Raw genomic sequence first — 25,966 nt, forward strand, 5'->3', positions numbered from 1 at the left:
TCCATGACCCACCTTCACCCAGACCGCCTGTTCCCTGCTTCCGAGCCAGCCCAGTCTATCGCGCGCGAACTCTATCCCGAGGTCGCTGACCTGCCGCTGATTTGCCCGCATGGACATACCGACCCGGCATGGTTTGCTAACAACGCTCGTTTCTCCGATCCGGCAGCTTTGTTCCTCACGCCGGACCATTACGTTCTGCGCATGCTCCGCAGCCGTGGCCTGAGCTATGACGACCTGGGCGTGCCGCGCAAGGATGGCAAGCCCGTCGCCGAGGGCAGGGCGGCCTGGCGCCTGTTCGCAGCCAATTACCATCTCTTCGCCGGCACCCCGTCCAAGACCTGGATCGACCATTCACTCGATTGGGCCTTCGGCATCAAGGACGAGTTGTCCACCGCCACGGCCGATGCCATCTACGACACGATAGACGCGGCTCTGGCCACGCCGGCGCTGCTGCCCCACGCCCTGCTCGACAGCGCTCGGGTGGAAGTCATTGCCACCACCGAATTCGCGCTCGATCCGCTGGTCCATCACCAGAAAATGGAGGCCAATGGCACCATCGGCCGTGTGCGCACCACCTATCGGCCCGACGACGTCACCGACCCCAGCCGTCCTGCAATTGTCGAAAACCTGCAGAAATTCGGTGAGATCACCGGCGAGAACATCACGACCTGGTCGGGCCTGATCAATGCCCACCGGAACCGGCGCGAATACTTCCGTCGCTTCGGCGCCGTCGCCACCGATCATGGCGTCCCCACCGCCAACACAGCCGACCTGTCCGCCCCCGAAAAGCAGGCTCTGCTCGACAAGGTGCTGGCCGGCAGGCACGACGCCGCCGACGCCGAGCTGTTCCGCGCCCAGATGATGACCGAAATGGCGCTATTGTCGGTCGAAGACGGCATGGTGATGCAGCTGCATGCCGGGTCGCGCCGCAACACCGACCCGCTGCTCTTTGCCGAGCGCGGCACGGATCTGGGCGCCGACATTCCCGGCTCCACCGATTATGTGAATGGCCTAAAGGCCCTGCTATCCCGCTGTGGGAACGAGCCGAACCTGCGCCTCATCATGTTCGTTCTCGACGAAACCACCTATGCCCGCGAACTGGCACCCATGGCCGGCTACTGGCCCAGCCTGATGATCGGCCCGCCCTGGTGGTTCCATGACAGCCCGCAGGGCATCCGCCGCTATCTTGATCAGGTTGTGGAGACTGCCGGCTTCTACAACCTTGCCGGCTTCAACGACGATACCCGCGCCCTGCTATCCATTCCCGCCCGCCATGACGTCTGGCGGCGCGAGGTTTGCGGCTTTCTCGGTCGCTGGGTGGGCGAGAACCGCATCACCAGGTCGACTGCCCGCGATATCGCCAGGCACCTCAGCTACCAGGCGGCCAAGGACGCCTACAAGATCAAGTAGACGCGCTTCGCCCCTCTCCTGTCGTGGGAGGGGCAGAACGCGCTCAGGGTGACTTCCACAGCACTAGCAGCACGACCACCACACCGGTGATCATCAAGACAAGCAGGCCCCCGAGTCCGTTCATCACTTGGCGGCCGAAAGTCGGATGCGCCTCGTCGGCGGCGATGATGTCGGAAAGCCGCGCCGGTTCGCGCCGGTCGTCAAAAGGTTGATGCGTCATCGTAAGGTCCTCCCCTGCAGGTCCTCGTTTCGCGTCCGGACATGCTGCGCCCGCAAGGGTAACGAAGCCTTGCCCGGCCAGCCCTTCCTGCCGTTAGGGTTGCCATTCCGCCAACTGTCAGCCTTACCGGCAGGTTACCGCCTCGATTTCAGCAAGTTTACCGGCCATATGCGGCTACTGGTCGAATCCGCCCGCGCCTTCTGCTCTAATGCCATCATGAATCAGTCGCCTGTCGAAACCGCGCTCAGCCGCGCCATGATCCGTTGGTCCCTGACCAAGTCGACGCCGGTGGCCGAGTCGCCGCGTAGCTGGATTTTCCGCGTCGAACAGAATGGCCGCAACTACGGTGCCATCAAGATATTGAAACCCCTCGCCGCCGAAGAAGAGGGCCGGGGCGCAAGGCTGATGCAGTGGTATGGCGGGGAGGGCGCGGCAACCATCTTCGACATTCACGGCAATACCATCTTCATGGAATGGCTCGATGGCGGCACCTTGGGCGATGCTGCGCGGGCCGGTCACGACGACGAGGCGACCATTGCCATCTGCACCACCGTCGCCAATCTCCATCGCCCCCGCGATGGCGCACCCGATGACCTGCAGCCCTTGCGCCAGCGCTTCCAGGCCCTGTTCGACACCAATGTGCGCGCCTGGCCGCATACGGCGCGCGACCTCTATGCCCGTTCCAGCGGCATAGCACTGAAGCTGTTTGACCGGCCGAGCGCGCAATTGCCGCTGCATGGCGATTTGCACCACGACAATATCCTGTCATCCGATCGCGGCTGGCTGGCCATCGATCCCAAGGGCCTGATTGGCGATCCGCTCTATGAAGTCGCCAATGTGTTTCGCAATCCGCATGGCGCGATCCAGCTCGCCGCAAGTCCGAAACGCATCAATGCCTTGGCAGATGCCTTCGAAACCCGGCTGGGCTTCAATCGCAAGCGAGTTTTGGGTTATGCTGCGGCCCATTCGGCGCTGAGCGCCTGTTGGGATCTGGCGGCCGGCAGTCCCATCACCACCGATCTGGCCGTGCTGCCCCATCTGCTCAGTGCCTATGATCAGGGCTGAAACCTTCATGGACCCACTGATGCTGAACACCACGACCCGTCGCGGCTTCATCCTGCTGGCCGCGACCGCCACGCTTGCCGCCTGTTCCGCGACCATTCCTGTCCTGCCGAAATCGGCGGCCAGTACGCCGGAAACGCTCAGTGACGAAGAAATCCTGACAGCCATCAATGCCGTGCGCCGGGCCAATGGTGCTCCGCCCTGGCGCTACAATGACCTCCTCGAAGCTGCCGCCCGCTCGCAGGCGCGTCTCATGGCGCAGAAGAACACGTTGAGTCATGATCTCGGCGTCACCCTGCGCGAGCGGGTCACTGCAGCAGGTTACCTCGGCGCCGTGGGCGAAAACGTCGCCAAGGGTTATACCAGCCTGCAGGGCGCCATCGAGGGCTGGATGGCCTCGTCCGGCCACCGCGGCACGTTGCTTAATCACAAGTTTACCGAATTCGGCCTCGCTGCGGCGCGCGGGCCGGGCGGCAAGCTCTATTGGGCTATGATTGCCGGCGGTAGCTTCGAGGCGTGGATGGTCTAGCGCTTTCTCTGGCTCATTGCGTCAGCGTCCGTCGCACCGCTATGTCCCAGCCCTTGATCTTGGTCTTCCGCTCGGCGGCCTCCATCCTGGGTTTGAATTGCGCATCGCGCGCCCAGCTCTCGGCAAAATCCTTCATGCCCGGCCACATCCCGGCCTTCGAACCTGCCAGCCATGCCGCCCCCAGCGCCGTCGTCTCGAGGATCACCGGCCGATCCACTGGCGCATCGAGAATGTCGGCCAGGAATTGCATGGTCCAGTCTGACGCCACCATGCCGCCGTCCACGCGAAGCACGGTGTCGCCGCCGCCTTTCCAGTCCTTGCGCATGGCATCGAGCAGGTCGCGGGTCTGGTAGCAGACCGCCTCCAGCGCTGCCCGCGCGATCTCGGCCGGCCCCGAATTGCGCGTCAGACCATAGATTGCGCCCCGCGCCTCGGCATCCCACCAGGGGGCGCCGAGGCCGACGAAGGCGGGGACCATGTAGACGTGCTGGCTGGGATCGGCGGTGCGCGCCAGGGGGCCGGTCTCGCTGGCATGCTTGACCAGCTTCAGTCCGTCGCGGATCCACTGCACGGCGGCGCCGGCAATAAAGATAGAACCTTCAAGGGCATAGGTGGTCTTGCCATCGAGCCGATAGGCGATGGTGGTCAGCAGCCGGTTGCGTGATCGCACCATGTCCGAACCGGTATTCAGCAGGGCAAAACACCCCGTCCCATAGGTGGATTTCAGCATCCCTGGCTTGAAGCATGCTTGCCCTATGCTTGCTGCATGCTGGTCACCTGCTACCCCCAGGATGGGGATTGGCGCTCCGAACAAGGCCGGGTCGGTCACCCCGAAATCGTCGGCGCAGTCCTTGACCTCCGGCAACAGCGCAGCCGGAACGTCGAACAGCGCGAGCAGTCCCTTGTCCCAGCTATTCTTCGCAATGTCGAACAGCAGGGTCCGGCCCGCATTGGTCGCGTCCGTCGCATGCACCTTGCCACCGGTCAGCCGCCAGATCAGGAAGCTGTCCACCGTGCCGAAGGCCAGTTCGCCCTTTTCGGCCCGCTTGCGCGCGCCCTTCACATTGTCGAGCAGCCACCTAACCTTGGTGCCGCTGAAATAGGGATCGAGCAACAGCCCGGTCTTGCGGGTCACCAGCTTCTCGTGTCCCGCCTTTTTCAGCTTGGCGCAATAGGCCGCCGTGCGCCGGTCCTGCCAGACGATGGCATTGTGGATGGCCTTGCCCGTGACCCGGTCCCAGATCAGCGTGGTCTCGCGCTGATTGGTAATGCCGATCGCGGCAATATCCTTGGCCTCGACCTTGGCATCCTTGAGCGCGGTCTTGACCGCCCAGACAACAGACTCCCAGATTTCCTCGGGGTCGTGCTCGACCCAGCCATCCTGAGGGAAGATCTGGGTGAATTCCTTCTGCCCCAGCCCGGCAATGGTCCGGTCCTTGCCGAACACAATGGCCCGGCTCGACGTCGTGCCCTGGTCGATGGCCAGAATGTAACCGCTCATGCGTCCCCTCCGGTTCAGCCGCGTTGGGCCAGGTAATCCTCGAGCCTTGCGGCTTCTTCCGTGCTCACGCGCAGCCCGAGCTTGGTGCGCCGCCACAGCACATCTTGTGCCGTCCGCGCCCATTCATTGGCAACCAGGTAATCGACCTCGGCCGCATAGAGCTCGGCTCCGAAATTCTGGCCCAGATCGTCGACGACCTTCGCGTCGCCCAGCACTGTGCGCGATTTCGTCCCATAGAGCCGCATCAGCCGCCGCAGCAGGCTCTGCGGCATGCCGGCATGCTCCATGCCGAGCCGGCGCAGTTCGGCGTCGAAGGCCAGCGGCTCGAACTCCCCACCGGGCAGCCGGCTCGTCTTGGTCCAGGGCGCACCCTTCTTGCCGAGCAGTTCCTCGATCTTCTGGAGCACCGATTCCGCCAGCCGGCGCGATGTGGTCAGCTTGCCGCCAAAGACATTGATGGCCGCGCCCGTTGCGGCATCGCCATCCACCTTGAGCACATAGTCGCGCGTTGCCTCCTGCGCCGCGCTGGCGCCATCATCGAATAGTGGGCGCACGCCCGAATAGGTCCAGTGGATCTGGTCGCGCGTCACCGGGCTGGCGAAATACTCGCTCGCGGCGCTGAGCAGGTAGTCGGTCTCCCCGTCGGAAATCTTCACGTCCTTGGGGTCGCCGGTATAGTCCTCGTCGGTCGTGCCGATCAGGGTGAAGTCGTCCTCATAGGGAATGGCGAAGATGATGCGCCCGTCCGCATTCTGTAAGATGTAACAGCGGTCGTGGTCATAGAGCTTGCGCACCACGATATGACTGCCCTTGACCAGGCGTACGTTATGCGCGCCATTCTTGCCCATCGCGCCGGTGATGACATCGTCCACCCAGGGACCGGCTGCATTGACCACGAGCCTGGCCCGCACGCTCTGCCGGCCCGCTTCGCCATCAAGCTCCACCATCCAGCCATTCTGGTCCCGACGGACGCTCGTCACCCTTGTGCGCACATGGATGGCCGCGCCCTTGTCCGCTGCGTCGCGGGCATTGAGCACCACAAAGCGCGCGTCATCGACCCAGCAGTCGGAATATTCAAAGCCCAGCCGATAGCCCGGCTTGAGCGGCTTGCCCGTCTCGTGCCGGGTCAGGTCCAGCGTCTTGGTGGGCGGCAACAGCCGGCGCCCGCCCATATAGTCATACATGGCCAAGCCCGCCCGCAGCACCATGGCGGGCCGCAGCCCCTTGTGATGCGGCAGCACGAACCGCAGCGGCTTGATGATATGGGGCGCCTCCGCCCACAGCACTTCGCGCTCCGACAGCGCTTCCTGCACCAGGCGGAATTCATAATGCTCGAGGTAGCGCAACCCGCCATGCACCAGCTTGGTGGCGGCCGATGACGTGCCCGAGGCCAGGTCGTTCATCTCCGCCAGCGCAACCGTATAGCCGCGGCCCACGGCGTCACGCGCCACGCTGGCGCCGTTGATCCCGCCGCCAATGACGAAAATGTCGACGCTGTCGCTGCCAGCCATGTCAGGGCCCCCTGTTGCTGCTTTCGTTTGTACGCGGTTTGATTTCGTTTTGGAAGCAAAAGAGTTTCGTTTGCTGACGGCGTACCTCACGTCCAATCTACCATACAAGATGGACATTGACCCCGCCGCATCCGGCGGCTAGGCAGGGGGTCTCTCCGGCCACGGAAGCCCCGGCCATGCTCGCCATCCTCACGGTTATCGCACCTGTCTTCGCGCTGATGGCGCTCGGCTATGGCGCCGTGCGATTCCGGCTCTATCCTGCCGAGGGCATCAAGAGCCTGATCGCCTTCGTGAACAATTTCGCGACGCCCTGCCTGCTGTTCTATTCGCTCGTCACCAGCGATTTCAGCGCCGCGTTCAATCCGGCCATTCTCGGGCCATTCTACCTGGGCGCGCTCATCTGCTTTGCCATCGGCATCGTCATTGCGCTCAAGCTGTTCGGCAACACGCCGGGCGAGGCGGTTTCGGTCGGCTTTTCCGGCACCTTCACCAATACCGTGCTGATCGGCCTGCCCATCATGCAGCGCGCCTATGGGGCCGATGCCCTGCCGGTCACGCTGTCCATCATCGGCGTGCATGGCGCCATCCTGCTGACCGTCGGCATGGTCACCATGGAGCTCATGCGCCGGGATGGCGCTCCGCTCGGCAAGACCCTGGTCGTTGCCGTACGGCGCGTGGCGTCCAATCCGCTGATCTGGGGCATTGCCGCCGGCATGATCGGTTATTTCTCCGGCCTGCAGCTGATCGAGCCCGCCGAGGCCTTCCTTGTGATGATGAGCTCCGCCGTGGTCCCCGCGGCGCTGTTCGGCATTGGCGGCGCTCTCAACGAATTCAAGCTTTCCGACAACTGGAAGCAGGCGCTGGTGGCTTCAGCCATCAAGCTGATCGTTCACCCCGCCATCGCCTATGTGCTGATGATCTGGGTGTTGCGCGTGCCCATGGACATCGCCCGCTACGGCATCTTGCTCTCTGCCATGCCGGCCGGCGTCAATGTCTATGTCTTCGCCACCTACTACAATCGCAGCGTCAGCGTCGCCGCCAATACCATCCTGATCGCCACGATCGCCTCGGCCGTCACCATTTCGGGCTGGCTTTATATTCTGACCCTATAGGTCGGCGCCGCCTTTGCGGTCTATAGAGTGCCCATGAACGCATTGCTCGGACTGCTGCTGCTCGCCCTGCTGATCTCGATCGGCATCCTGATCGCCCTGGCGGAAATCGCCTTTGCCGCGGCGCGGGAAATCCGCATTCGCGCCCTGGCCGAGCAGGGTGACGTCCGCGCCCTGCGCTTCATCAAGCTGCGGGCCAGCGCCGGCAGCGTCATCACCGCCCTGCAGATCAGCACCAATGCCGTCTCCATCCTGGCCGGTATCGTCGGCTCCGAATTCCTCACGCCCCATTTCGCCACGGTGCTGGCGCGCGTCATGCCGCTCGAAACCGCCGTCGCCGTTGGCGGCCTGCTGTCCTTCGTCGTCGTGACGACGCTGTTCATTCTCCTCGCCGACCTCACTCCCAAGCGCATTGCCATGATGATGCCCGAGCGCGCGGCGCTGTTCGTAGGCGGCTTTCTCGAAATCCAGGTGCGCGTGCTCAAGCCCCTGGTCTGGGTGTTCAGCACCTTGTCCGACTGGCTGATTGCGCTGCTGCGCCTCAAGCCCGATCGCAATGACGAAGTGACCAGCGAGGATTTCCGCATGATCCTGGCCGGCGGCGAAGCCTCGGGCGCGCTGATGAAGAACGAGCACCAACTGATCAAGAATGTGCTGGCGCTCGAATTGCGCAGCGTTACCTCGGTGATGACGGTGCGCGACGATATCGTCTATCTCGACATCCGCGACCCGGTCGAGGTGCAGCGCGAAAAGGTGCACCAGTCCCCGTTTTCGCGCTATCCTCTGTGCGATGGCGGGCTGGACAATGTCATCGGCTGCGTCCGCGCCGAGGATGCCCTGGCCGCCGCCTTCGAGCATTCGAGTTCCTTCGATTTTGCCGAAACGCGCCGCGACGTGCTCTCGGTGCCGGACTCCCTCAATGTCTGGGAGGTCATGGCCGAGTTCCAGGCCCAGAATACCGGCTTTGCCCTGGTGGTCAGCGAATATGCCTATGTCGTGGGCATCGTCACCTTCAAGGATCTGATGGCTGCCCTGGTTCAGGGCCTGGTCAATCCCTTCGAGGAAAAGCCCATCCTGCGCCGCGAGGACAATAGCTACCTCATCGATGGCGTCACCCCGCTGGTCGAGGTCGCCCAGGCGCTGGGCATCAAGCATCTGCAGACCGAAGGCGCCTATGAAACCATTGGTGGCTTCATCGTCCACCGCCTGCGCCGCGCCGCCCGCAAGGGCGACCGGGTCGAGGCCGGCGGCTATACATTCGAAGTGGTCGACGCCGATCGCATGCGCCTCAACCAGCTGCTGGTCACCAAGCAGAATAGCAAGGTCACCCCCACCAAGACCATGAAATAGCCGCTGCGGTCGGCCAAGGACCTGGCGTTGTCGTCATATGGGCTGTCCATGCTGCGTCTTCTGACCATCCTTTTCGCATGCCTTGCTTGCCCGCCTGCGCAGGCCGCGACCCTCTGCACCCTGATTGCCGATGCGCATACCGGTTCGGTGCTGATCGAGTCCGGCCCGGGCTGCGATACGCCGACCACGCCCGCTTCCACCTTCAAGGTTCCGCTCGCCCTCATGGGCTTTGACTCGGGCCTCCTGACCGATGCGCACCATCCTGCCCTGCCATTTGTCGAAGGCTATGCCGATTGGGGTGGGCCTGCCTGGCGGCAGGTCACTGATCCGCAGCGCTGGATGGAATATTCCGTCGTTTGGTATTCGCAGGTCGTCGCCAGGGAGCTAGGCGCCGGAACGCTGGGCGACTATGCCCGTGACTTCGGCTACGGCAATGCCGATTTCTCCGGCGACCCCGGGGCCGATAACGGCCTGGAGCGGAGTTGGATAAGTTCGTCGCTAAAGCTCACCCCGCGCCAGCAGCTCACCTTCATGTTCCGTTTTGTCACTGGCCGGTTGCCCGTGTCTCCGCACGCGATCGAGACGACCATGTCGATCATGCAGCAGCGTCAGACGTCGGACGGCTGGCAGGTGATCGGCAAGACCGGCTCTGCCTTCCCCCGGCGGGCGGATGGCAGCTTCGACAGGGCACGCGGCTGGGGCTGGTATGTCGGTCTGGCCCGCAAGGGCGAAGAGGCGCTCGTCTTCGTGCGGCTGGACCAGGATAAAACCCGCCAGTCGGTGAGCGGTGGCCTGCGTGCACGGGACGCCTTCCTCGCCGAATGGCCCGCGCTTATCGAGCCTCTGTCGCGCTGATTGCCACGGTCGTCACCCCATCGCCGGCCGGCACCATGCGCACGGGCTGCGCGCCATGCGCGTCCAATCCTGCGGCAAGCCGCACATGCCGGTCGGTCGGGCACAGTTGCAGCAGGGGGTCAAAACCGATCCAGCCCAGCGCCTCGTCATAGGCTTCCGCCCAGGCATGGAACGCGGCCTGGCCGTCCTCGGCATCCACCAGATAGCCCGTGACATAGCGTGCCGGAATGTCCAGGCCCCGGGCCGCCCCGATAAAGGCATGCGCATAGTCGCTGGCCGGGGGCAGGGCGGGAACCACGCCGCCACCCTGGCTCTGGCTTTGCGACTGTGACCCATCGGCCGCCATCTGCGTCTGGGTGTCCGCCGTTTCGGCCATGCCCAGCGTCTCGCCCACCCGCGCCATCAGCGCATGCAGGATGTCGATCCGGCTGTCCTTGCTGCCGCGATACTTGCCATAGAGCGTCACCGACGCCCGGGTCAGCGCCGTCATGCGCTTGTAGAGCGCGGGCACCGGCTCGCCGCCCACCCGCCCCAGCACGCCATGCCGGTCCGTCGTTTCGACAACGCCCTTGGCGGTGATCAGCAACGCGCCTTCCGGCTTGTTCTGGTTGACCAGATGCGCACTATTGCCGAAGGCGTCGGTAAAGCGGCCGGCCTCGCCGATCCCCGCCATGTCGAGGCTCCAGCTCTCGACCTTCTGTGTCGGCCCGCTGAGCGGCGTCATCAGCAGTTGCAGCACGGCATGCGCCGAGCCCGTGGGCGGCGTGACGCTCATCTGGTGGTGAATGGCAATGCGCATGGACCGTTACTCTTCCGGGGCTCAGTAGAAGTTGTAGCTCTCCGACAGGCTGTCGGAGACGCGGTTGTTCCGCGCCATGAACTCGGTCAGGAATTCGTGCAGGCCATGCGCGAAGATCGTGTCCATTGTCGTGCCTTCGACCATGGCCCGCAATTGCTGGGCAGCATCGTCGCAGACCTGCTTCTTGCCGTAGAACTGGGCCAGCGTCTCCACCTGGCTCTCGATGAACCGGGCGCAGTAGATCAGCGAGCGCGGCATTTCCGGACGCAGGATCAGGAAGTCGGCGATGTTATGCGCCTTGTACCGGTCATGATAGACGTGCCGGTAGCTGCGATGGGCCGAAGCGGCGCGCAGAATCAGCGTCCATTGCTGGATGTCGAGATCGCCGCCCACCATCTTGGCGCGCGGCAGCAGCACGTAATATTTCATGTCGAGGATACGCGCCGTATTGTCGGCCCGCTCGACGAAATTGCCCGCCTGCAGGAAGGCAAAGCCATCGTCCCGCAAGATGGTGCCCAGCAGCGCCCCGCGGAATTCGTGGCTGAGATGCTTGACCCATTCCAGCAGCTCCAGCAGCTTGGCCCCGCGCACGTCGCGCGGCCTGATCTGGCTGAATTCGAGCCAGGCGCTGTTGAGCGTTTCCCACATGTCGCTGGTAATGGCGGTGCGCACCGTTCGCGCATTGGTGCGCGCAGCCTGCAGGCACGTATAGACCGAGCTGGGATTGGTCGGGTCGAACATCATGAAGTGGGCGACCGTGTCGACATCGGCCGGCCGGTCCTTCTTGGCGAAGTCCTCGTCCACCTCGGCGGCCTGCATCATCGAGATCAGGTGTTCCGACGAGCCGCCTTCGCGGCGGCTGGTCAGGCTCATGCGGTAGCCCACTTCGAGCAGCCGGGCCATGTTCTCGGCCCGCTCGACATAGCGGCTGAGCCAGTAGAGGTTTTGTGCGGTGCGTCCGAGCATACTCAATCTTCCAGCACCCACGTATCCTTCGTGCCGCCGCCCTGGCTCGAATTGACCACCAGCGAGCCTTTCTTGAGCGCGACGCGCGTCAGCCCGCCGGGCGTGATGCGCACCTCGTCGCCCACCAGCACATAGGGACGCAGGTCCACGTGGCGCGGCGCGATGCCGGCATTAACGTAGGTGGGGCAGGTTGAGAGGGCCAGCGTCGGCTGCACGATGTAATTGTCCGGCCGCGCCTCGATCTTCTTGCGGAATTCGTTGTGCATGGCCTTGTTCGAGGTCGGCCCCACCATCATGCCGTAGCCGCCCGAGCCGTGCACTTCCTTGACCACCAGGTCGGCAATATTGGCCAGAACCCAGTTGCGCTCCTCGTCGTTGGTGCAGTTATAGGTCGGCACATTCTGCAGCAGGGCCTTTTCGCCGAGATAGAATTCGACGATTTCCGGCACATACGTATAGACCGCCTTGTCGTCGGCAATGCCGGTGCCCGGTGCGTTGACCAGGGTCACATTGCCGGCGCGGTAGGCGTTGAACAGGCCCGGCACGCCCAGCATGGAATCGGGGCGGAAGGTCAGCGGATCGAGATAGTCGTCGTCGATGCGCCGGTAGATCACGTCGACCCGTTTCGGCCCGGTCGTGGTCCGCATATAGACCTTGCCGCCATCGACGAAGAGATCGGGCCCCTCGCACAGCGTCGCGCCCATCTGGTCGGCCAGGAACGAATGCTCGAAATAGGCCGAGTTATAGATGCCCGGCGTCAGCACGACGATATTGGGCGAACTGCCGGCGCCCGCAGGCGACACGCTTTCGAGCGTCCGTCGCAGGTTTTCCGGATAGTTCTCGACCGGCGCGACCTTGGTGCGCTGGAACAGGTCCGGCGCCAGCATCATCATCGCCTCGCGGTCCTCCAGCATGTAGCTGACCCCCGAGGGCGTGCGCAGATTGTCTTCCAGCACGTAGAATTCGTCGGCTCCGACCCGGACGATGTCCACGCCGATGATGTGGGCATAGACCCCCTTGGCCGGCTCCAGCCCCATCATTTCGGGGCAGAAGGCCGAATTCTGCAGGATCAGCTTTTCCGGAATCCGCCCGGCCTTGAGGATCTCCTGGCGGTGATAGATGTCGTAGAGGAAGGCGTTGAGCGCCTTGACCCGCTGTTCGATGCCCTTGGCGAGCTTGCGCCATTCCTGCGCCGCGATGATGCGGGGAATGACGTCGAAGGGAATGACCTTCTCGGTGCCTTCCTCCGAGCCATAGACGGCGAAGGTGATGCCGAGCTTGCGGAAGATGGCTTCGGCATCCGACTGCATCAGCGTCAGCGCCTTGTCCGGCTGCTCCTCGAGCCACTGGGCCAGAGCCCGATAAGGTTCACGGACGCTACCGTCCGCATTGTACATTTCGTCAAACGGCGTTGTGTCGCCCATTATGCTCCGAATGGTAATACGGCTCGTCCCATCGCCTTCACATTGCTACACATTTGTGAGCCCCCGTCCAGCTTCGAGCCTGCCCCGAGGGCAAAATCGCTCCGGGGGAGCGATTTTTGGCAGGAAGCTCATGCGGACATGCCCGAATGGCGGATGCGGGTCGACTTGAATGGTAGAGGACGCTATCTGTGGCCAACCCCATTCCGTCCCGCGAGTTCCCCATGGCCATCGAAATTCTTCAAACCGGCAAGCTGTTGGCGAGCTGCGAAGCGGCCCTGGCCGAGCGCTATACGGTCCACAAGCTGCACGAACAGGCCGACCCAAAGGCTTGGCTCGCCGCCAATGGCGCCCGCATCCGTGCCCATGCCGGCTCGGGCGTTCAGGCCGATCTGATGGATGCGCTGCCCAATCTCGAAATCATCGCCAGCTTCGGCGTCGGCTACGACAATATCGACACCAAGGCCGCCAAGGCCCGAAATATCCGCGTCACCAACACGCCCAATGTGCTCAACGACGCCGTGGCCGAACTCACCATCGGCCTGATGATCGCCCTGGCGCGCCGCATCCCGCAGGCCGACCAATATGTCCGCCAGGGCAAATGGCCTGCCGGCAACATGCCGCTGTTTTCCGAACTCACCGGCAAGACCGTCGGCATTCTCGGCCTTGGCCGCATTGGCAAGGAAATCGCCACCCGCGCCCAGGCCATGAAGATGCGCGTCGTCTATTACGGCCGCAAGCGCCAGCCCACCGAGCCGCATATCTACTACGACAACCTGGTCGACATGGCCCGCGACAGCGACTGGCTGGTGATCATCGCGCCCGGTGGCAAGGGCACCGAACGCATCGTCTCGCGAGAAGTGCTCGAAGCACTTGGTCCCAAGGGCATGCTCGTCAACGTTGCCCGCGGGACCCTGGTCGATGAACCCGCCATGCTGGAACTGCTGCAGAGCGGCGGCCTCGGTGGCGCCGCGCTCGACGTCTTCGAAAAGGAACCGCAGGTCCCCTCTGGCTTCCTCGCTCTCGACAACGTGGTCCTCAGCCCCCACCAGGGCAGCGCCACGGTACAGACCCGCGACGCCATGGGTGCCCTCCTGGTGGCCAATCTGGAAGCCCACTTCGCTGGCGAGCCGCTGATCAGCGCGGTGGTGTGATGGGCGACGAGCGCATGGTCCGCATCGCGGAGATAGAGGTCCATCCAGATCAGCTGGATGCCTATAACCTATTGCTCGCTGAGGAAATCGCTGCCTCGGTCGAGCGTGAGCCAGGCGTTCTCATGCTCCATGCCGTGGCGCACAGGGATGCGCCGCATAACATTCGCATCCTGGAAGTCTATGCTTCCCAGGCCGCCTATCAGACTCACATCCAGACGCCGCACTTCCTCAAATACAAGCTTGGCACAGCCGACATGGTGACGGGGCTTCGTCTCATCGAGGTTGACCCAATCCTTCTGGCGGCCAAGTAGCTACTCCAAGTCCTCCTGGACCATCGTTCCGGCCGCGTGCACGCAGAAGATCACCAGCCGGCCATCGCCGATATTGGTGAACTTGTGCGGCACCCCGCCTGGCACGACGGCGATGTCGTTCGGCCCGACCTCGTAGGTCTCGTCGCCCGCCACGATCCGCGCCCGGCCCGAATTGACGATCCAGGTCTCGGGGTAGGGGTGAACATGCAGGCCCGGCCCTTGCCCTGGTTCGTTGTCCACCGCGAAAAACGAGATACCGGTCCCGTAGGCGGCGCCTTCGAACCGGATCGTTCGGCTCGCGCTTGGGGGCCGGTCCGCCGCACGCAATAGATGTGTCATGGATGTCCTCCTGTTGCCTGTTGCCCACACGACGAGCGGACTCGACCGAATTCGACAGCGCGCATGCCTTTCCTGCATCGCCGCGGATTCCCTTCCATGCCCGGACCCGATAGCGTCCGGCGGCAACAGTGGAGACGGCAATGACTGAATGGTGGCGCGGCGGAGTAATCTATCAGGTCTATCCGCGCTCGTTTCAGGACAGCAATGGTGATGGCGTGGGCGATCTGCCCGGCATCATCCGGCGGCTCGACCACATTGCCGGCCTCGGGGTGGACTGCATCTGGCTGTCCCCGATCACCCAGTCGCCCCAGGACGACATGGGCTACGACGTTTCCGATTATCGCGAGGTCGATCGCCTGTTCGGCTCACTGCAGGATTTTGACAGCCTCGTCGCCCAGGCCCATGCCCGCGGCCTCAAGGTCATCATGGACCAGGTCGTGAGCCATACCTCGGACCAGCATCCCTGGTTCGCCGAGTCGCGCCTCAACCGCACCAATGCCAAGGCCGACTGGTATGTCTGGGCCGATCCGCTGCCCGATGGTTCGCCGCCCAACAACTGGCCCGCCGTCTTCGGGGGTCGCGCCTGGGAATGGAACCCCACCCGCGGGCAGTATTATCTGCACAATTTCCTCGCCAGCCAGCCCGATCTCAACTTCCACAATCCCGACGTGCAGCAGGCCGTGCTCGACATCATGCGCTTCTGGCTCGAGCGCGGCATCGACGGCTTCCGCCTCGACACCGTCAATTACTACTTCCACGACAAGAAGCTGCGCTCCAATCCGGCCAACAAGCTCAAGAACGAGCACCTGGCCTATGCGGTCAATCCCTATGACATGCAGGAGCACAAATTCTCCAAGAGCCAGCCGGAAAACCTGGCTTTCCTCAAGCGGGTGCGCGCGCTGCTCGACGAATTCCCCGGCGCCACCTCGGTGGGTGAAGTCGGCGACAGCCACAAATCCGTGCAGCTGATGGCCGAATACACCTCCGGCGGCGATACGCTGCATATGTGCTACGGCTTCGACTTCCTGGGTAATGACTTCACCGCCGCCCATTTCCGCAAGTGTATCGAGCAGTTCTTCAAGGCCGGTCCCGATGGCTGGCCCTGCTGGAGCTTTTCCAACCACGACGTGCCGCGCCATGTCACGCGCTGGGCCAAGCACAGCCGCTCGGCCGGCGACCTCGCCCGCCAGGCCGCCGCCCTTGTGCTCTCGCTCAAGGGTTCGGTCTGCCTCTATCAGGGCGAGGAACTGGGCCTGCCCGAAACCGACCTGCTGTTCGAGGAATTGACCGACCCGCGGGGTATCCGCTTCTGGCCCGAGGACAAGGGCCGCGATGGTTGCCGCACCCCCATGCCCTGGGACGAGGGCGAAGCCCCCAATGGATTTACCACCGGAAAACCCTGGCTGCCGGTCAAGCCCGCCCAGTCGATACTCAATGTCGCCAGCCAGAATGCTGACGCCAATTCCACCCTGGCCTTCTACCGAACCATCCTGGCCTGGCGCAAAAGCCAGCCCATGCTGCAGACCGGCGATATCACCTTCTACAAGACCGCCGAGCCCATTCTGGCCTTCCGGCGCGGTGAGGGCGAAGACGCCATGCTCTGCATCTTCAACCTTTCAGCCGACGACCACACCATCACGCTGGGTGGCGTGCCCAGCGGTGCCGAGCTGGAGCATGTCTCCACCAATGCAGCGCTGGCGGGCAACGCAATCAAGCTCGGCGCCAATGGCTATGCCTTCCTGCGCCTGCCCGCAGGCAAGGCGCTTCGGGTGAGCTTCACCGGCTAGCCGCTCTACTCCACGCGGCGGAAGTTGGTCGGCTCGTAGAATTCCATCTGCTCGCTGCCATCAGGCTGGAGCACGAAGGCGCGGATGCAGCCGCCCCAGATCTCGGTGCGGACAACATTGACGCCCTTCGAGCGCAGCATGTCCTGATTGTATTCGTTGATGTCGGCCTCGCTGTACCACTCGCGCGACAGGCTGAAGGTCCCGGTGCAGAGCGGGGCGGCAAGCGTGGGTGCGGCCAGCAGGGCCGACAGGGCCAGGCCCAGGGCAATGGACTTTTTCATGCAAAATCTCCTAGTTCGATTCTATCCTTGGCGCCCAATTGTGGCGAGCCCGCGCCTGCGGATCAGCACTACAACAATGGGAATCGCAAAGCTCAACAACAAGAGCCGGATGACGTGATGGGCGGCTATGAATGCCGTATCATAGCCGAGCGCAATGCCCAGCGCGCCCATGCCTTCCAGTGCGCCCGGCGCCAGCCCCAGCCAGATCTGGCCAAATGGCATGTCCACCAGCAGGCTCACGCCATAGGCGATCACCGTCACGATCCCCACCGTCATGGAGGTGGCAATCAAACCGCCTTTGGCGGCGGTGGCAAACTCCGCGCGTGAAATTCCGGCAAAGCGCGAGCCGATCAGCGCCCCGGTCAGGATGAACGTGATCGTCGTCAGCGGCACCGGCATGGCTTCCACATAGAGCCCGCCCAGCTTGGCCAGCGTGGCCGCCGCCATTGACCCCAGCACCAGACCAGCCGGCACCTTGAGCTTGATGAAGACCAGCCCTACCGCAAGGCAACCCGCCGCCAGCGCCAGCAACTGCCACAGGCCAAGAAATTCCGTCGCCACGGGTGGGGCGAAGTGGTCGATGGGCAGGAACAGGGTGCCGATCGGCACGCAGATGGTCAGCATCAGGATGCGGATCACCTGGATGATGACGATCTGCCGCGCATCGCCCACGCCGGCCGAGGCAATGCCCATCACGAATGACAGATGGCCGGGAAACGAGCTGAGATAGGCGGTCCCGGTATCCAGCTTGAAGAACCGCGCCAGCATCCAGCCGGTCGCGGCGATGATCAGCACGAGTTCAATGGCAAGCGCCGCGATGCTGACCGGCCAACTGGCGATCAGCTGCAGGCTGTCCGGCGCCACGCTGGCGCCCATCGACATGCCGATCAGCAGGAATGCCAGATCGCGCAGCCGGTCCGGCATGGCGATCGGAAACCCCATCATTGCCCCCGCCGTCACCGCCAGCACCCCGCCCACCATCCAGCTTGCCGGCACGGCCAGCAGCGTGGCGATCCACCCACCAGTGGCGGAGAGGACCAGGGTGAGGAGAGTGGGGAGGAGTTTTGAAAACACGGATGGGGCGGCGTCGGTCATCAAATCTCTCGCCACGACCTCGTCCTTCGGCAGGCTCAGGATGAGGTCTACTCAAAAATCGAGGTCATCAGTAGACCTCATGGTGAGCCTGTCGAACCACGGGTCGTGGCGCGGTGTCACTCCACCGGCAATGCCGTTTCCGCCAGCCGCACCCAATAGGTCACGCCAACGGGGATCACCTCGTCATTGAAATCATAAGTATCGGTATGGAGCTCGGAGCTGTCGCCATTGCCGAGGAAAATATAGGCGCCGGGGCGCTCTTCCAGCATGAAGGAAAAATCCTCTCCGCCCATCGAGGGCGGGGCGTCGGTGTCGACGTGGCCGGGTCCGACCACGTCGCCGGCAACCTGGGCCGCAAACTCGGTCTGCTCCGGCGAATTGACCGTCACCGGATAACCCCTTGCATAGCGCACCGTCGCCTGGGCGCCAAAGCTGGCGGCAAACTGCGGCACGAACTCGGCCAGCCGCTGCTCGATCTGGTCCTGCACGGCAAGGTCAAGCGTCCGCACCGTCCCGGTGATCTTGGCGGTCTGGGAAATCACATTGTCTGCCTCGCCGGCCTCCACCATGGTCACCGACAGCACGGCATTGGCCAGCGGGTCCACATTGCGCGATACGATGGACTGCAGCGCCACGATCATGTTGGCCGCCACCATGATCGGGTCGATCGTAGTTTGCGGCCGTGCCGCATGGCCGCCCTTGCCCACAATGTCGATATAGAAGCGGTCTGTGGCCGCCATGATGCCGCCGGCGCGAATACCGAAATGCCCGGCCGGCATGCCCGGCCAGTTGTGCATGCCGTAGAATTCGTCGATGGCGAAGCGCTCGACCAGGCCATCATTCAGCATGGCCTTGCCGCCGGCGCCGCCCTCTTCCGCCGGCTGGAAGATCAGCGCGATGCGGCCGTCAAAATTACGCGTTTCGGCGAGATATTTCGCGGCCCCCAGCAGCATGGCTGTGTGCCCGTCATGCCCGCAGGCATGCATCTTGCCCGGTACGGTCGAGGCATAGTCCTTGCCGGTCTTTTCGGTGACCGGCAGCGCATCCATATCGGCCCGCAGCCCGATGGTCCGTCCGCTCGTGTTGGTCCGCCCGTGGATGATGCCGACGACGCCCGTGCGCCCGATCCCGGTCACTACCTCGTCGCAGCCGAACTCCCGCAGCTTCTGCTCCACCACCCCGGCCGTCCGCTCCACCTCGTAGAGGATCTCCGGATGCGCGTGAAAATCCTGTCGCCAGCCGGCGATCTCCTGGTGAAACTCGGCAATGCGGTTGATGACGGGCATATCTGGTCCGAAGCGGTCAATTCTGGGTCAGTGTCGCTGTCCCAATCGGCTGCGTCAACACTAGCATGGATTTGTCGTCTTCCCCTCTTCCCTTGAGGGAGATGTGAAGGCGCCAGCACCCTTTTCCAACAATCCTCCCGCCGCTAGCCCAAATTTCCCCCCGCGCGGCTTGCCCGTGCTGGCCAATTTTGTAATGACACCGGCACCTTGCCGGAGCTGCCCATGAAAATCCTGGTCGCCATCAAGCGCGTCGTCGATCACAACGTTCGCATCCGGGTTCGTCCCGATGGCACTGGCGTCGAGACCAGTGGGGTCCGCATGTCGATGAACCCCTTCTGCAAGCATGCCGTCGAGGCGGCCGTGCAGCTGTCCGAGGCCGGCCATGGCGACGAGATCGTCATCGTCTCCATCGGTCCCAAGGCATCCAACGACGTCATCCTCACCGCCCTCGCCATGGGCGCCCATCGCGGCATTCTGATCGAGACCGATGCGGAGCTCGAAACCCTTGCCATCGCCAAGCTGCTGGCCAAGGTGGTCGCCGAGGAAAATCCCGACATCGTCCTGCTCGGCAAGCAGGCCGTCGATGACGACAGCAACCACGTCGGCCAGATGCTGGCCGCGCTGACCGATCGCCCGCAGGCGACCTTTGCCTCGGAGATCAAGGTGGTCGGGCAGGGGATCGAAGTCACCCGCGAGATCGATTCCGGCCGCGAGACCATCGCCATTCCGCTCCCGGCTATCGTCACCGCCGACCTGCGCCTCAACACCCCGCGCAATGCGGCTCTGCCCATGGTGATGAAGGCGCGCAGCAAGCCCCTCGCCGTCCGCCCCGTGGCCGAATTCGGCGTCGACCTGACGCCGCGTCTCACCATCGAGAAGGTCTCCCCGCCGGCCGAGCGTGCAGCGGGAAGGAGCGTGGCATCGGCGACCGAACTGGCCGCCTATATCGCCACTGAAGTGTCGCAGATGGAGGCCCTGTGATGAGCGTCCTGGTTGTTGCCGATCACGATCTCGGCGCCCTTTCGCCAGCCACCGCCCGCGTCATTCACGCGGTCAGCGAGCTGGGTCCCATCGATCTGCTGGTCATCGGCCAGGACATCGATGCCGTCGCGGCCGAGGCTGCCAGGATTGCCGGTGTGACCCGGGTGCTGGTGGCCAACGGCGCCTCGTCATCCGACGCGGACGCATCTCTCATCGCCGCGCTGGCCGAGCCCTACCACTTTATCGTCCAGTCGGCCGGCAGTGTGGGCAAGGATCGCATGCCGCGTGTCGCCGCCAAACTCGACCTGATGCCCGTCACCGACGTCGTCAAAATCCTCGGTCCCACCCGCTTCGAGCGCCCCATCTATGCCGGCAATGCCGTCCAGACCGTCAGCGATGGCCAGGCCCGGCATGTCCTCACCATCCGCGCCTCGGCCTTCCGCGCCGCCGCCGGCGGCAATGACGCGCCCATCGAACTCATCGAAAATACGGCGGCTTCCGTAGCCCGGCTGATTGCCGCGCACCGCACCGAAAGCGACACACCCGATCTTGCGACGGCCCAGATTGTCGTCGGTGGCGGCGTGGCGCTCGGATCCGCCGAGAACTTCCAGCTCATCGAACAGCTTGCCAAGAAGCTCGGTGCCGCCATCGGCGCCACCCGCGCGGCGGTGGATGCCGGCTACGCCCCCAATGACTGGCAGGTTGGCCAGACCGGCAAGATCATCGCCCCCGATCTCTACATCGCCATCGGCATTTCCGGCGCCCTCCAGCACCTCGCCGGCATCCAGGGCGCCAAGAAGATCGTTGCCATCAATGCCGATCCCGAAGCCCCACTGGTCAAACTGGCCGACGTGGCGCTGATCGGCGATCTGTTTGAGATCATTCCGCAATTGCTGGTGGAACTGGACAAAGCCGGGCTCAAACGAGACTGACGGAGGCCTCAGGTGAGGTCCTCACAGAGATTGCAAAAAATCCGCCGCCGCCTATAACAACCCCGCCTCCCACCGGAACGACCCCAGACATGTTCGAGACCCTGACCAAGGCCCCCGGCGACAAGATCCTGGCGCTCATGGGCGAATACGCGGCTGATCCGCGTCCCACCAAGATCGACCTCGGCGTCGGCGTCTACAAGGACGAGCAGGGCACCACCCCCATCATGACATCGGTCAAGAAGGCCGAGCAGAAGATCCTTGCGGCAGGCAAGACCAAGACTTACCTCGGCATCGCCGGCAACAAGGGTTATGGCGCCGCCGTGCTCGACCTGGCTTTGGGCGATAGTGTCGACCGCTCCCGCGTCCGCATCGCCCAAGCCCCGGGCGGCACCGGCTCGCTCTGGGTGCTGATGCAGCTGGTCAACCGCGCGCGGCCCGGCGCCACCGTCTGGGTCTCCGATCCGACCTGGCCCAACCACAACCCGATCGCCGAAAATTCCGGCCTCGTGGTCAAGACCTATCCCTATTTCGATACTGAAACGCGCGGCGTGAAGTTTGCCGAGATGCTGGCTGCGCTCGACAAGCTGGGCAAGGACGACGTCGTGTTGCTGCATGGCTGCTGCCACAACCCGACCGGCGCCAACCTGACGCCCGAGCAGTGGGACCAGGTTGCCGCGAGCCTTGCTCGTACCGGCGCGCTGCCTTTCATCGACCTGGCCTATCTCGGCTTCGGCGATGGCCTGGTGGAAGATGCCTACGGCACCCGCAAGGTCATCTCTTCGGTGCCCGAAGCGCTGATCGCCTTTTCCGGCAGCAAGAATTTCGGCCTCTATCGCGAACGCGTCGGCGCCGCCATCCTCATCGCCCGCGACGCTGCCCAGGCCGATATCGCCCAGTCGCAGCTGCTCAACATCATCCGCGGGGCCTATAGCCAGCCGCCCGATCATGGCGCCGAGATCATCCGCACCATCCTTGAGGATGCCGAGCTGCGCGCCGAGTGGGAAGCCGAGCTCAATGCCATGCGCGGCCGCATGATCCGCCTGCGCGAAAAGCTGAGCGAAGCCATCAGGCAGCGGTCGAATTCCAAGGATTTCGACTTCATCGCCGCCCATCGCGGCATGTTTTCGCTGCTGGGCCTCGAAAATTCGGTCGTTGAACATCTTAAGGCCAACAACGGCATCTATATGATTGGTGACAGTCGCATCAATGTCGCCGGCATCCCCGAAGATCGCGTCGGCGACCTGGCCGAAGCGATGCTCGCGGCAATCAAATAGCGCCACTTCAATTCGGCTTGCGGCAAGGTCTTGCCGTGCTACACCTTGGCTAACCGGCCACGGCAGAACACATTTTCAGGAGGGAACCATGAAGTTCTTCGTCGATACTGCAGAAATCAAGGACATCAAGGAACTCTACGAAACGGGTCTCCTCGATGGCGTGACCACCAATCCGTCTCTGATCGCCAAGTCCGGCCGCGACTTCAAGGAAGTCGTCAAGGAGATCTGCTCGATCGTTCCCGGCCCGGTTTCCGCCGAAGTCGCTTCGCTCGAATATGACGGCATGATCGCCGAGGGCACCGTGCTGGCCGCACTGGCCGAGAACGTCGTGGTCAAGCTGCCGCTGACCCTTGCCGGCCTCAAGGCGACCAAGACCTTCAAGGATCGCGGCATCAAGACCAATGTCACGCTCTGCTTCTCGGCCAACCAGGCGCTGCTCGCGGCCAAGGTCGGCGCGACCTACATTTCGCCCTTCCTCGGCCGTCTCGATGACATCAACCTCGATGGCGTCGAGCTGATCGAGAATATCCGCCAGATCTACGACAACTACGCCTTCGAAACCGAGATCCTGGCCGCCTCGATCCGTTCGCCCAACCACGTGACCCAGGTCGCGCTGGCCGGGGCCGATGTCGCCACCATCCCGCCCGACGTGATCCGCAAGCTGGCCAACCACCCGCTGACCAATTCGGGCATCGACGGCTTCCTCAAGGACTGGAAGGCAACGGGTCAGTCGATCCTGTAGTCTTTCGTTCTTTTCCTTCTCCCTTTGAGGGAGAAGGTGCCCCGTAAGGGCGGATGAGGGGCTTCGAGAAGTCCGGCAGGGCAAATCGCTCCGGTGGAGCGATTTGAGACGAGAAGGCCAGGAGAGCTGTGCTCGAATGGCAGCGGCGGCCATAAACCCCTCACCCGTCGCGGCCTGCGGCCGATCCACCCTCTCCCTCAAGGGGAGAGGGGAGGCACCCGGCGTAACGAGGTTCCCATGGCCGATACCGAACTCGCCGCATCCATCAGGTCCGCGCTAGCTGCCGTCGAAATCCCCGGCGGCGGCGATCTGGCGACCTATGCCGGCCTCTCAGACATCATCGTCACCTCCGGCGCCGTCGCCTTCGCCATCGCGGTGGCCCCCGGCATGGAGGCCGCCTTTGGCCCGGCGCGCGAAGAGGCCGCCGCGGTTGCACAGAAGATCGCCGGCACACGCAAGGTCATGGTCTCGCTCACCGGCGGCAAGGCGCCGCCCAAGGCCGGCCCCACCTTTTCCCATGGCAAGCCGGTACCCGCCGGCAAGACGCCCGTGCCCGGCATCGCGCGCATCATCGCGGTCGGCTCCGGCAAGGGCGGCGTCGGCAAGTCCACCACCGCCGTCAATATCGCCCTGGCGCTGCAGGCCGAGGGACTTCGCATCGGCATCCTCGATGCCGACCTCTATGGTCCCTCCATTCCCAAACTGCTCGGCCTCGAGGGCCAGCCAGCCATTCGCGACGACGGGATCTTTTCCCCGCACGAGGCCTTCGGGCTCAAGGCCATGTCGATCGGCTCCATGCTGGTCAAGGATCAGGCCGTGGTCTGGCGCGGCCCGATGGCCACTTCGGCCCTGCGCCAGCTGCTGCGCGAAACCGCCTGGGGCGAGCTCGATTGCCTTGTCATCGACCTGCCGCCCGGCACCGGCGACATCCACATCTCCCTGTTCCAGCAGGCCGAGATCTACGGCGTGGTGATCGTCTCCACCCCGCAGGACCTGGCGCTGATCGATGCGAAGAAGGCCATCGACATGCTGCCCCGCTTCGGTGTGCCGATCCTCGGTCTCGTCGAAAACATGAGCTACTTCATCGCGCCCGATACCGGTACGCGCTACGACATCTTCGGTTCCGGAGGCGCCGAGCGTGCCGCTGCCGACCTCGGCATCCCCTTCCTCGGCGCCATTCCACTGGTCATGTCAATCCGCGAGGGGTCCGACGCCGGCACGCCGCCCATGGTCGCTGCACCGGAGGGCCCCGAAGCCGCGGCCTATCGCGCCATAGCCCGAACCATCCTGGCGCAGGGCGCACCACCGCCGCGTTAATGACCTGTTAAGCCCCGGGCCGCACTATCGCACCCATGGCCATCATTCAAAAAGTCAGCGCCTACGACTCGATCATGCTCCAGCGCGCCAAGCGCGCGGACGCTGCGGCATTGGCCGAAGCCCGATCGGAGGCCCGGCGGGCCGCTGCCCAGAACACCCTGGCCAAGTCCGACACCCTGCGCTACACGCTCGCCAACGCCGCGGCACAGAACAGCGCAGATCAGTCCCAGCTGATGGCGCGGATCATCCAGAGTCGCGTGGCAGCCGACGCCAAGGCCAAGGCCGCGGCCGACAAGTGGTACCGCTGAGCCGCGCCAACCCCTCTCTGCAATCGATTGCATAAACCCCGATCATCGGCTATCTGGCTTGCCTAAACACGGCAAATGCCGGCCAGAGGAGCCTCCATGTTCTCGATCGACCGCAAGGACTTCGGTCCGGATTTCACCTTTGGCGTGGCCACTGCCGCCTACCAGATCGAGGGTGGCCAGCGCGATGGCCGCGGCCCGTCCATCTGGGACAGTTTTTCGGCCACCCCCGGCAATGTCCACAATGGCGATACGGGCATTAGGGCCTGCAACCACTACGAGCTCTGGCCGCAGGACCTCGATCTGATCCGCGACGGCGGCTTTGACGGCTATCGCTTTTCCTTCGCCTGGCCGCGGCTGATCCCCGAGGGCACCGGCGCCGTCAATCAGGCGGGCATCGACTTCTACGACCGCCTCGTCGACGGCATGCTCGAACGCGGCATCAAGCCCTATGCGACGCTCTATCACTGGGACCTGCCCTCGGCCCTGCAGGACAGGGGCGGCTGGATGAACCGCGACATCGCCGGCTGGTTCGGCGACTACGCGGCGCTGATTGCGCAGAAATTCGGGGACCGTCTCACCGCCACCGCCACTATCAACGAGCCATGGTGCGTCGCCTTCCTCAGCCACTATCTGGGCATTCATGCCCCCGGCTACCGCGACATGCGCGCTGCCGCGCGTGCCATGCACCACGTGCTGTTTGCCCACGGCACGGCCATCGATGCGCTGCGCGCCAATGGCGCGAAGAACCTCGGCATCGTGCTCAATCTGGAAAAGTCCGAAGCCGCGTCCGACAAGCCGGAAGATCTTGCGGCAATGGATATGGGCGATGCCCTGTTCAACCGCTGGTATCTGGGCGGCGTGCTCAAGGGCCAATATCCCGAGGTGGTCACCAACTGGCTCGGTGAGCATCTGCCCGCCGGCTATCGGGACGACATGGCCGTCGTTTCCCGTCCGCTCGACTGGCTGGGCATCAACTACTACACGCGTGGCATCTACAAGTCCTCCGAGACCCCCGGCAATCCGATCGAACAGGTCAAGGGACCGCTGGAAAAGACCGATATCGGCTGGGAAATCTACCCCAAGGGCCTCAGCGACCTGCTGGTCCGCGTCTCCAGCGACTACACCAGTCTGCCGCTCTACGTGACCGAGAACGGCATGGCAGAGGTCGAGGGGAGCGATGATCCGCGCCGCGTGAAATATTACGAGGATCACCTCAAGGCCGTGCTGTCCGCCCGCGCCGCGGGCGCCGATGTGCGCGGCTATTTTGCCTGGTCGCTGCTCGACAATTACGAATGGGCCGAGGGCTACAACAAGCGTTTCGGCATCGTGCATGTCGACTACGAAACCCAGCAGCGCACGCCCAAATCCAGCTATCGCGCCTTCCAGGGCATGCTGCACAATACGCGCTGAGGCTGCCTTGCCTCGA

The 25,966-nt window shown here is 63.9% G+C and carries 26 protein-coding genes; 16 read left to right on the top strand and 10 right to left on the bottom strand.

Features of this window, described 5'->3' with window-relative positions:
- The first annotated feature begins 3 nt into the window (after nt 1-3).
- Nucleotides 4-1,410 carry a glucuronate isomerase gene (uxaC, locus tag ACLI1C_RS04850; protein ID WP_411395724.1) on the top strand — a complete coding sequence of 469 codons (1,407 nt, stop codon included), beginning with the start codon at nt 4-6 and terminating at the stop codon, nt 1,408-1,410.
- A 43-nt stretch (nt 1,411-1,453) separates the two neighbouring features.
- Here the strand turns inward: uxaC and ACLI1C_RS04855 are convergent, their stop codons facing one another.
- Nucleotides 1,454-1,630 (bottom strand): hypothetical protein, encoded by a 177-nt coding sequence (locus ACLI1C_RS04855; protein ID WP_411395725.1) that lies wholly within the window; start codon nt 1,628-1,630, stop codon nt 1,454-1,456.
- Between the two features lie 216 nt (nt 1,631-1,846).
- Between ACLI1C_RS04855 and ACLI1C_RS04860 the strand changes: the two genes are divergently transcribed.
- Together ACLI1C_RS04860 and ACLI1C_RS04865 are read left to right on the top strand one after the other, a co-directional pair.
- On the top strand, nt 1,847-2,695 hold the full coding sequence (locus tag ACLI1C_RS04860) for an aminoglycoside phosphotransferase family protein (RefSeq protein ID WP_411395727.1): 849 nt from the start codon (nt 1,847-1,849) through the stop codon (nt 2,693-2,695).
- A gap of 7 nt (nt 2,696-2,702) precedes the next feature.
- Nucleotides 2,703-3,221 (top strand): CAP domain-containing protein, encoded by a 519-nt coding sequence (locus ACLI1C_RS04865; protein WP_411395728.1) that lies wholly within the window; start codon nt 2,703-2,705, stop codon nt 3,219-3,221.
- 13 nt (nt 3,222-3,234) lie between these two features.
- On the opposite strand, the gene glpK is transcribed toward ACLI1C_RS04865, so the two are convergent.
- A complete protein-coding gene (gene glpK / locus ACLI1C_RS04870; RefSeq protein WP_411395730.1) occupies nt 3,235-4,722 on the bottom strand; it encodes a glycerol kinase GlpK in 1,488 nt (495 codons plus the stop codon).
- A 14-nt stretch (nt 4,723-4,736) separates the two neighbouring features.
- Nucleotides 4,737-6,233 carry a glycerol-3-phosphate dehydrogenase gene (gene glpD, locus ACLI1C_RS04875; protein WP_411395731.1) on the bottom strand — a complete coding sequence of 499 codons (1,497 nt, stop codon included), beginning with the start codon at nt 6,231-6,233 and terminating at the stop codon, nt 4,737-4,739.
- A gap of 176 nt (nt 6,234-6,409) precedes the next feature.
- Between glpD and ACLI1C_RS04880 the strand changes: the two genes are divergently transcribed.
- Genes ACLI1C_RS04880 through blaOXA form a run of 3 tightly spaced genes read left to right on the top strand, consistent with a single transcriptional unit; the run spans nt 6,410 to nt 9,547 of the window.
- The gene (locus ACLI1C_RS04880; RefSeq protein ID WP_411395732.1) at nt 6,410-7,345 is read left to right on the top strand and encodes an AEC family transporter; all 936 of its coding nucleotides are present in this window, start codon (nt 6,410-6,412) and stop codon (nt 7,343-7,345) included.
- A 33-nt stretch (nt 7,346-7,378) separates the two neighbouring features.
- Complete coding sequence (locus ACLI1C_RS04885) at nt 7,379-8,692, top strand: hemolysin family protein (protein ID WP_411395733.1); 1,314 nt, start codon at nt 7,379-7,381, stop codon at nt 8,690-8,692.
- A 48-nt stretch (nt 8,693-8,740) separates the two neighbouring features.
- Nucleotides 8,741-9,547, top strand: coding sequence for a class D beta-lactamase (gene blaOXA / locus ACLI1C_RS04890; RefSeq protein ID WP_411395734.1), 807 nt, complete (start codon nt 8,741-8,743; stop codon nt 9,545-9,547).
- Here blaOXA and ACLI1C_RS04895 read toward each other — a convergent pair.
- From ACLI1C_RS04895 to ACLI1C_RS04905, 3 genes are read right to left on the bottom strand one after another with little or no spacing between them, the layout of a single operon-like run.
- Nucleotides 9,525-10,346: a transglutaminase family protein gene (locus ACLI1C_RS04895; protein WP_411395735.1), complete on the bottom strand. Its 822-nt coding sequence runs from the start codon at nt 10,344-10,346 to the stop codon at nt 9,525-9,527. The two genes, blaOXA and ACLI1C_RS04895, sit on opposite strands and share 23 nt — an antisense overlap.
- A 21-nt stretch (nt 10,347-10,367) precedes the next feature.
- Entirely contained in the window at nt 10,368-11,312 is a 945-nt protein-coding gene (locus tag ACLI1C_RS04900; RefSeq protein WP_411395736.1) for an alpha-E domain-containing protein, read from the bottom strand.
- A gap of 2 nt (nt 11,313-11,314) precedes the next feature.
- Nucleotides 11,315-12,736 (bottom strand): circularly permuted type 2 ATP-grasp protein, encoded by a 1,422-nt coding sequence (locus ACLI1C_RS04905; protein ID WP_411395737.1) that lies wholly within the window; start codon nt 12,734-12,736, stop codon nt 11,315-11,317.
- Nucleotides 12,737-12,957: 221 nt separating this feature from the next.
- Between ACLI1C_RS04905 and ACLI1C_RS04910 the strand changes: the two genes are divergently transcribed.
- Both ACLI1C_RS04910 and ACLI1C_RS04915 read left to right on the top strand, forming a co-directional pair.
- Nucleotides 12,958-13,887 (top strand): 2-hydroxyacid dehydrogenase, encoded by a 930-nt coding sequence (locus ACLI1C_RS04910; RefSeq protein ID WP_411395738.1) that lies wholly within the window; start codon nt 12,958-12,960, stop codon nt 13,885-13,887.
- On the top strand, nt 13,887-14,198 hold the full coding sequence (locus ACLI1C_RS04915) for a putative quinol monooxygenase (protein WP_411395739.1): 312 nt from the start codon (nt 13,887-13,889) through the stop codon (nt 14,196-14,198). Before ACLI1C_RS04910 ends, ACLI1C_RS04915 begins: the two co-directional genes overlap by 1 nt.
- Here ACLI1C_RS04915 and ACLI1C_RS04920 read toward each other — a convergent pair whose 3' ends face one another.
- Nucleotides 14,199-14,537: a cupin domain-containing protein gene (locus ACLI1C_RS04920; protein WP_411395740.1), complete on the bottom strand. Its 339-nt coding sequence runs from the start codon at nt 14,535-14,537 to the stop codon at nt 14,199-14,201.
- A gap of 140 nt (nt 14,538-14,677) precedes the next feature.
- On the opposite strand from ACLI1C_RS04920, the gene ACLI1C_RS04925 reads away from it, so the two are divergent.
- Nucleotides 14,678-16,324, top strand: a complete 1,647-nt coding sequence (locus ACLI1C_RS04925) for an alpha-glucosidase (RefSeq protein WP_411395741.1) — start codon at nt 14,678-14,680, stop codon at nt 16,322-16,324.
- A 5-nt stretch (nt 16,325-16,329) separates the two neighbouring features.
- Here ACLI1C_RS04925 and ACLI1C_RS04930 read toward each other — a convergent pair whose 3' ends face one another.
- From ACLI1C_RS04930 to ACLI1C_RS04940, 3 genes are all read right to left on the bottom strand, one after another.
- Complete coding sequence (locus tag ACLI1C_RS04930) at nt 16,330-16,605, bottom strand: hypothetical protein (RefSeq protein WP_411395742.1); 276 nt, start codon at nt 16,603-16,605, stop codon at nt 16,330-16,332.
- A 21-nt stretch (nt 16,606-16,626) separates the two neighbouring features.
- On the bottom strand, nt 16,627-17,700 hold the full coding sequence (locus tag ACLI1C_RS04935; protein ID WP_411395743.1) for an AbrB family transcriptional regulator: 1,074 nt from the start codon (nt 17,698-17,700) through the stop codon (nt 16,627-16,629).
- 116 nt (nt 17,701-17,816) lie between these two features.
- Nucleotides 17,817-18,986, bottom strand: a complete 1,170-nt coding sequence (locus tag ACLI1C_RS04940; protein ID WP_411395744.1) for a M20 aminoacylase family protein — start codon at nt 18,984-18,986, stop codon at nt 17,817-17,819.
- Between the two features lie 222 nt (nt 18,987-19,208).
- Between ACLI1C_RS04940 and ACLI1C_RS04945 the strand changes: the two genes are divergently transcribed.
- The 7 genes from ACLI1C_RS04945 to ACLI1C_RS04975 all read left to right on the top strand — a co-directional run bounded on the left by ACLI1C_RS04945 (nt 19,209) and on the right by ACLI1C_RS04975 (nt 25,950).
- Nucleotides 19,209-19,967: an electron transfer flavoprotein subunit beta/FixA family protein gene (locus ACLI1C_RS04945; protein ID WP_411395745.1), complete on the top strand. Its 759-nt coding sequence runs from the start codon at nt 19,209-19,211 to the stop codon at nt 19,965-19,967.
- Nucleotides 19,967-20,899 carry an electron transfer flavoprotein subunit alpha/FixB family protein gene (locus tag ACLI1C_RS04950; RefSeq protein WP_411395746.1) on the top strand — a complete coding sequence of 311 codons (933 nt, stop codon included), beginning with the start codon at nt 19,967-19,969 and terminating at the stop codon, nt 20,897-20,899. Before ACLI1C_RS04945 ends, ACLI1C_RS04950 begins: the two co-directional genes overlap by 1 nt.
- An 89-nt stretch (nt 20,900-20,988) precedes the next feature.
- Nucleotides 20,989-22,173, top strand: coding sequence for an aromatic amino acid transaminase (locus tag ACLI1C_RS04955; RefSeq protein ID WP_411395748.1), 1,185 nt, complete (start codon nt 20,989-20,991; stop codon nt 22,171-22,173).
- Nucleotides 22,174-22,261: 88 nt separating this feature from the next.
- On the top strand, nt 22,262-22,915 hold the full coding sequence (fsa, locus tag ACLI1C_RS04960; protein WP_411395749.1) for a fructose-6-phosphate aldolase: 654 nt from the start codon (nt 22,262-22,264) through the stop codon (nt 22,913-22,915).
- A 237-nt stretch (nt 22,916-23,152) separates the two neighbouring features.
- Nucleotides 23,153-24,232 (top strand): Mrp/NBP35 family ATP-binding protein, encoded by a 1,080-nt coding sequence (locus tag ACLI1C_RS04965; protein WP_411395750.1) that lies wholly within the window; start codon nt 23,153-23,155, stop codon nt 24,230-24,232.
- A gap of 35 nt (nt 24,233-24,267) precedes the next feature.
- On the top strand, nt 24,268-24,540 hold the full coding sequence (locus ACLI1C_RS04970; protein ID WP_411395751.1) for a hypothetical protein: 273 nt from the start codon (nt 24,268-24,270) through the stop codon (nt 24,538-24,540).
- A gap of 96 nt (nt 24,541-24,636) precedes the next feature.
- Nucleotides 24,637-25,950, top strand: a complete 1,314-nt coding sequence (locus tag ACLI1C_RS04975) for a GH1 family beta-glucosidase (protein WP_411395752.1) — start codon at nt 24,637-24,639, stop codon at nt 25,948-25,950.
- Nucleotides 25,951-25,966: the final 16 nt, after the last annotated feature.

Source organism: Devosia sp. XGJD_8 (assembly GCF_046614475.1).
Taxonomy (GTDB): Bacteria; Pseudomonadota; Alphaproteobacteria; order Rhizobiales; family Devosiaceae; genus Devosia.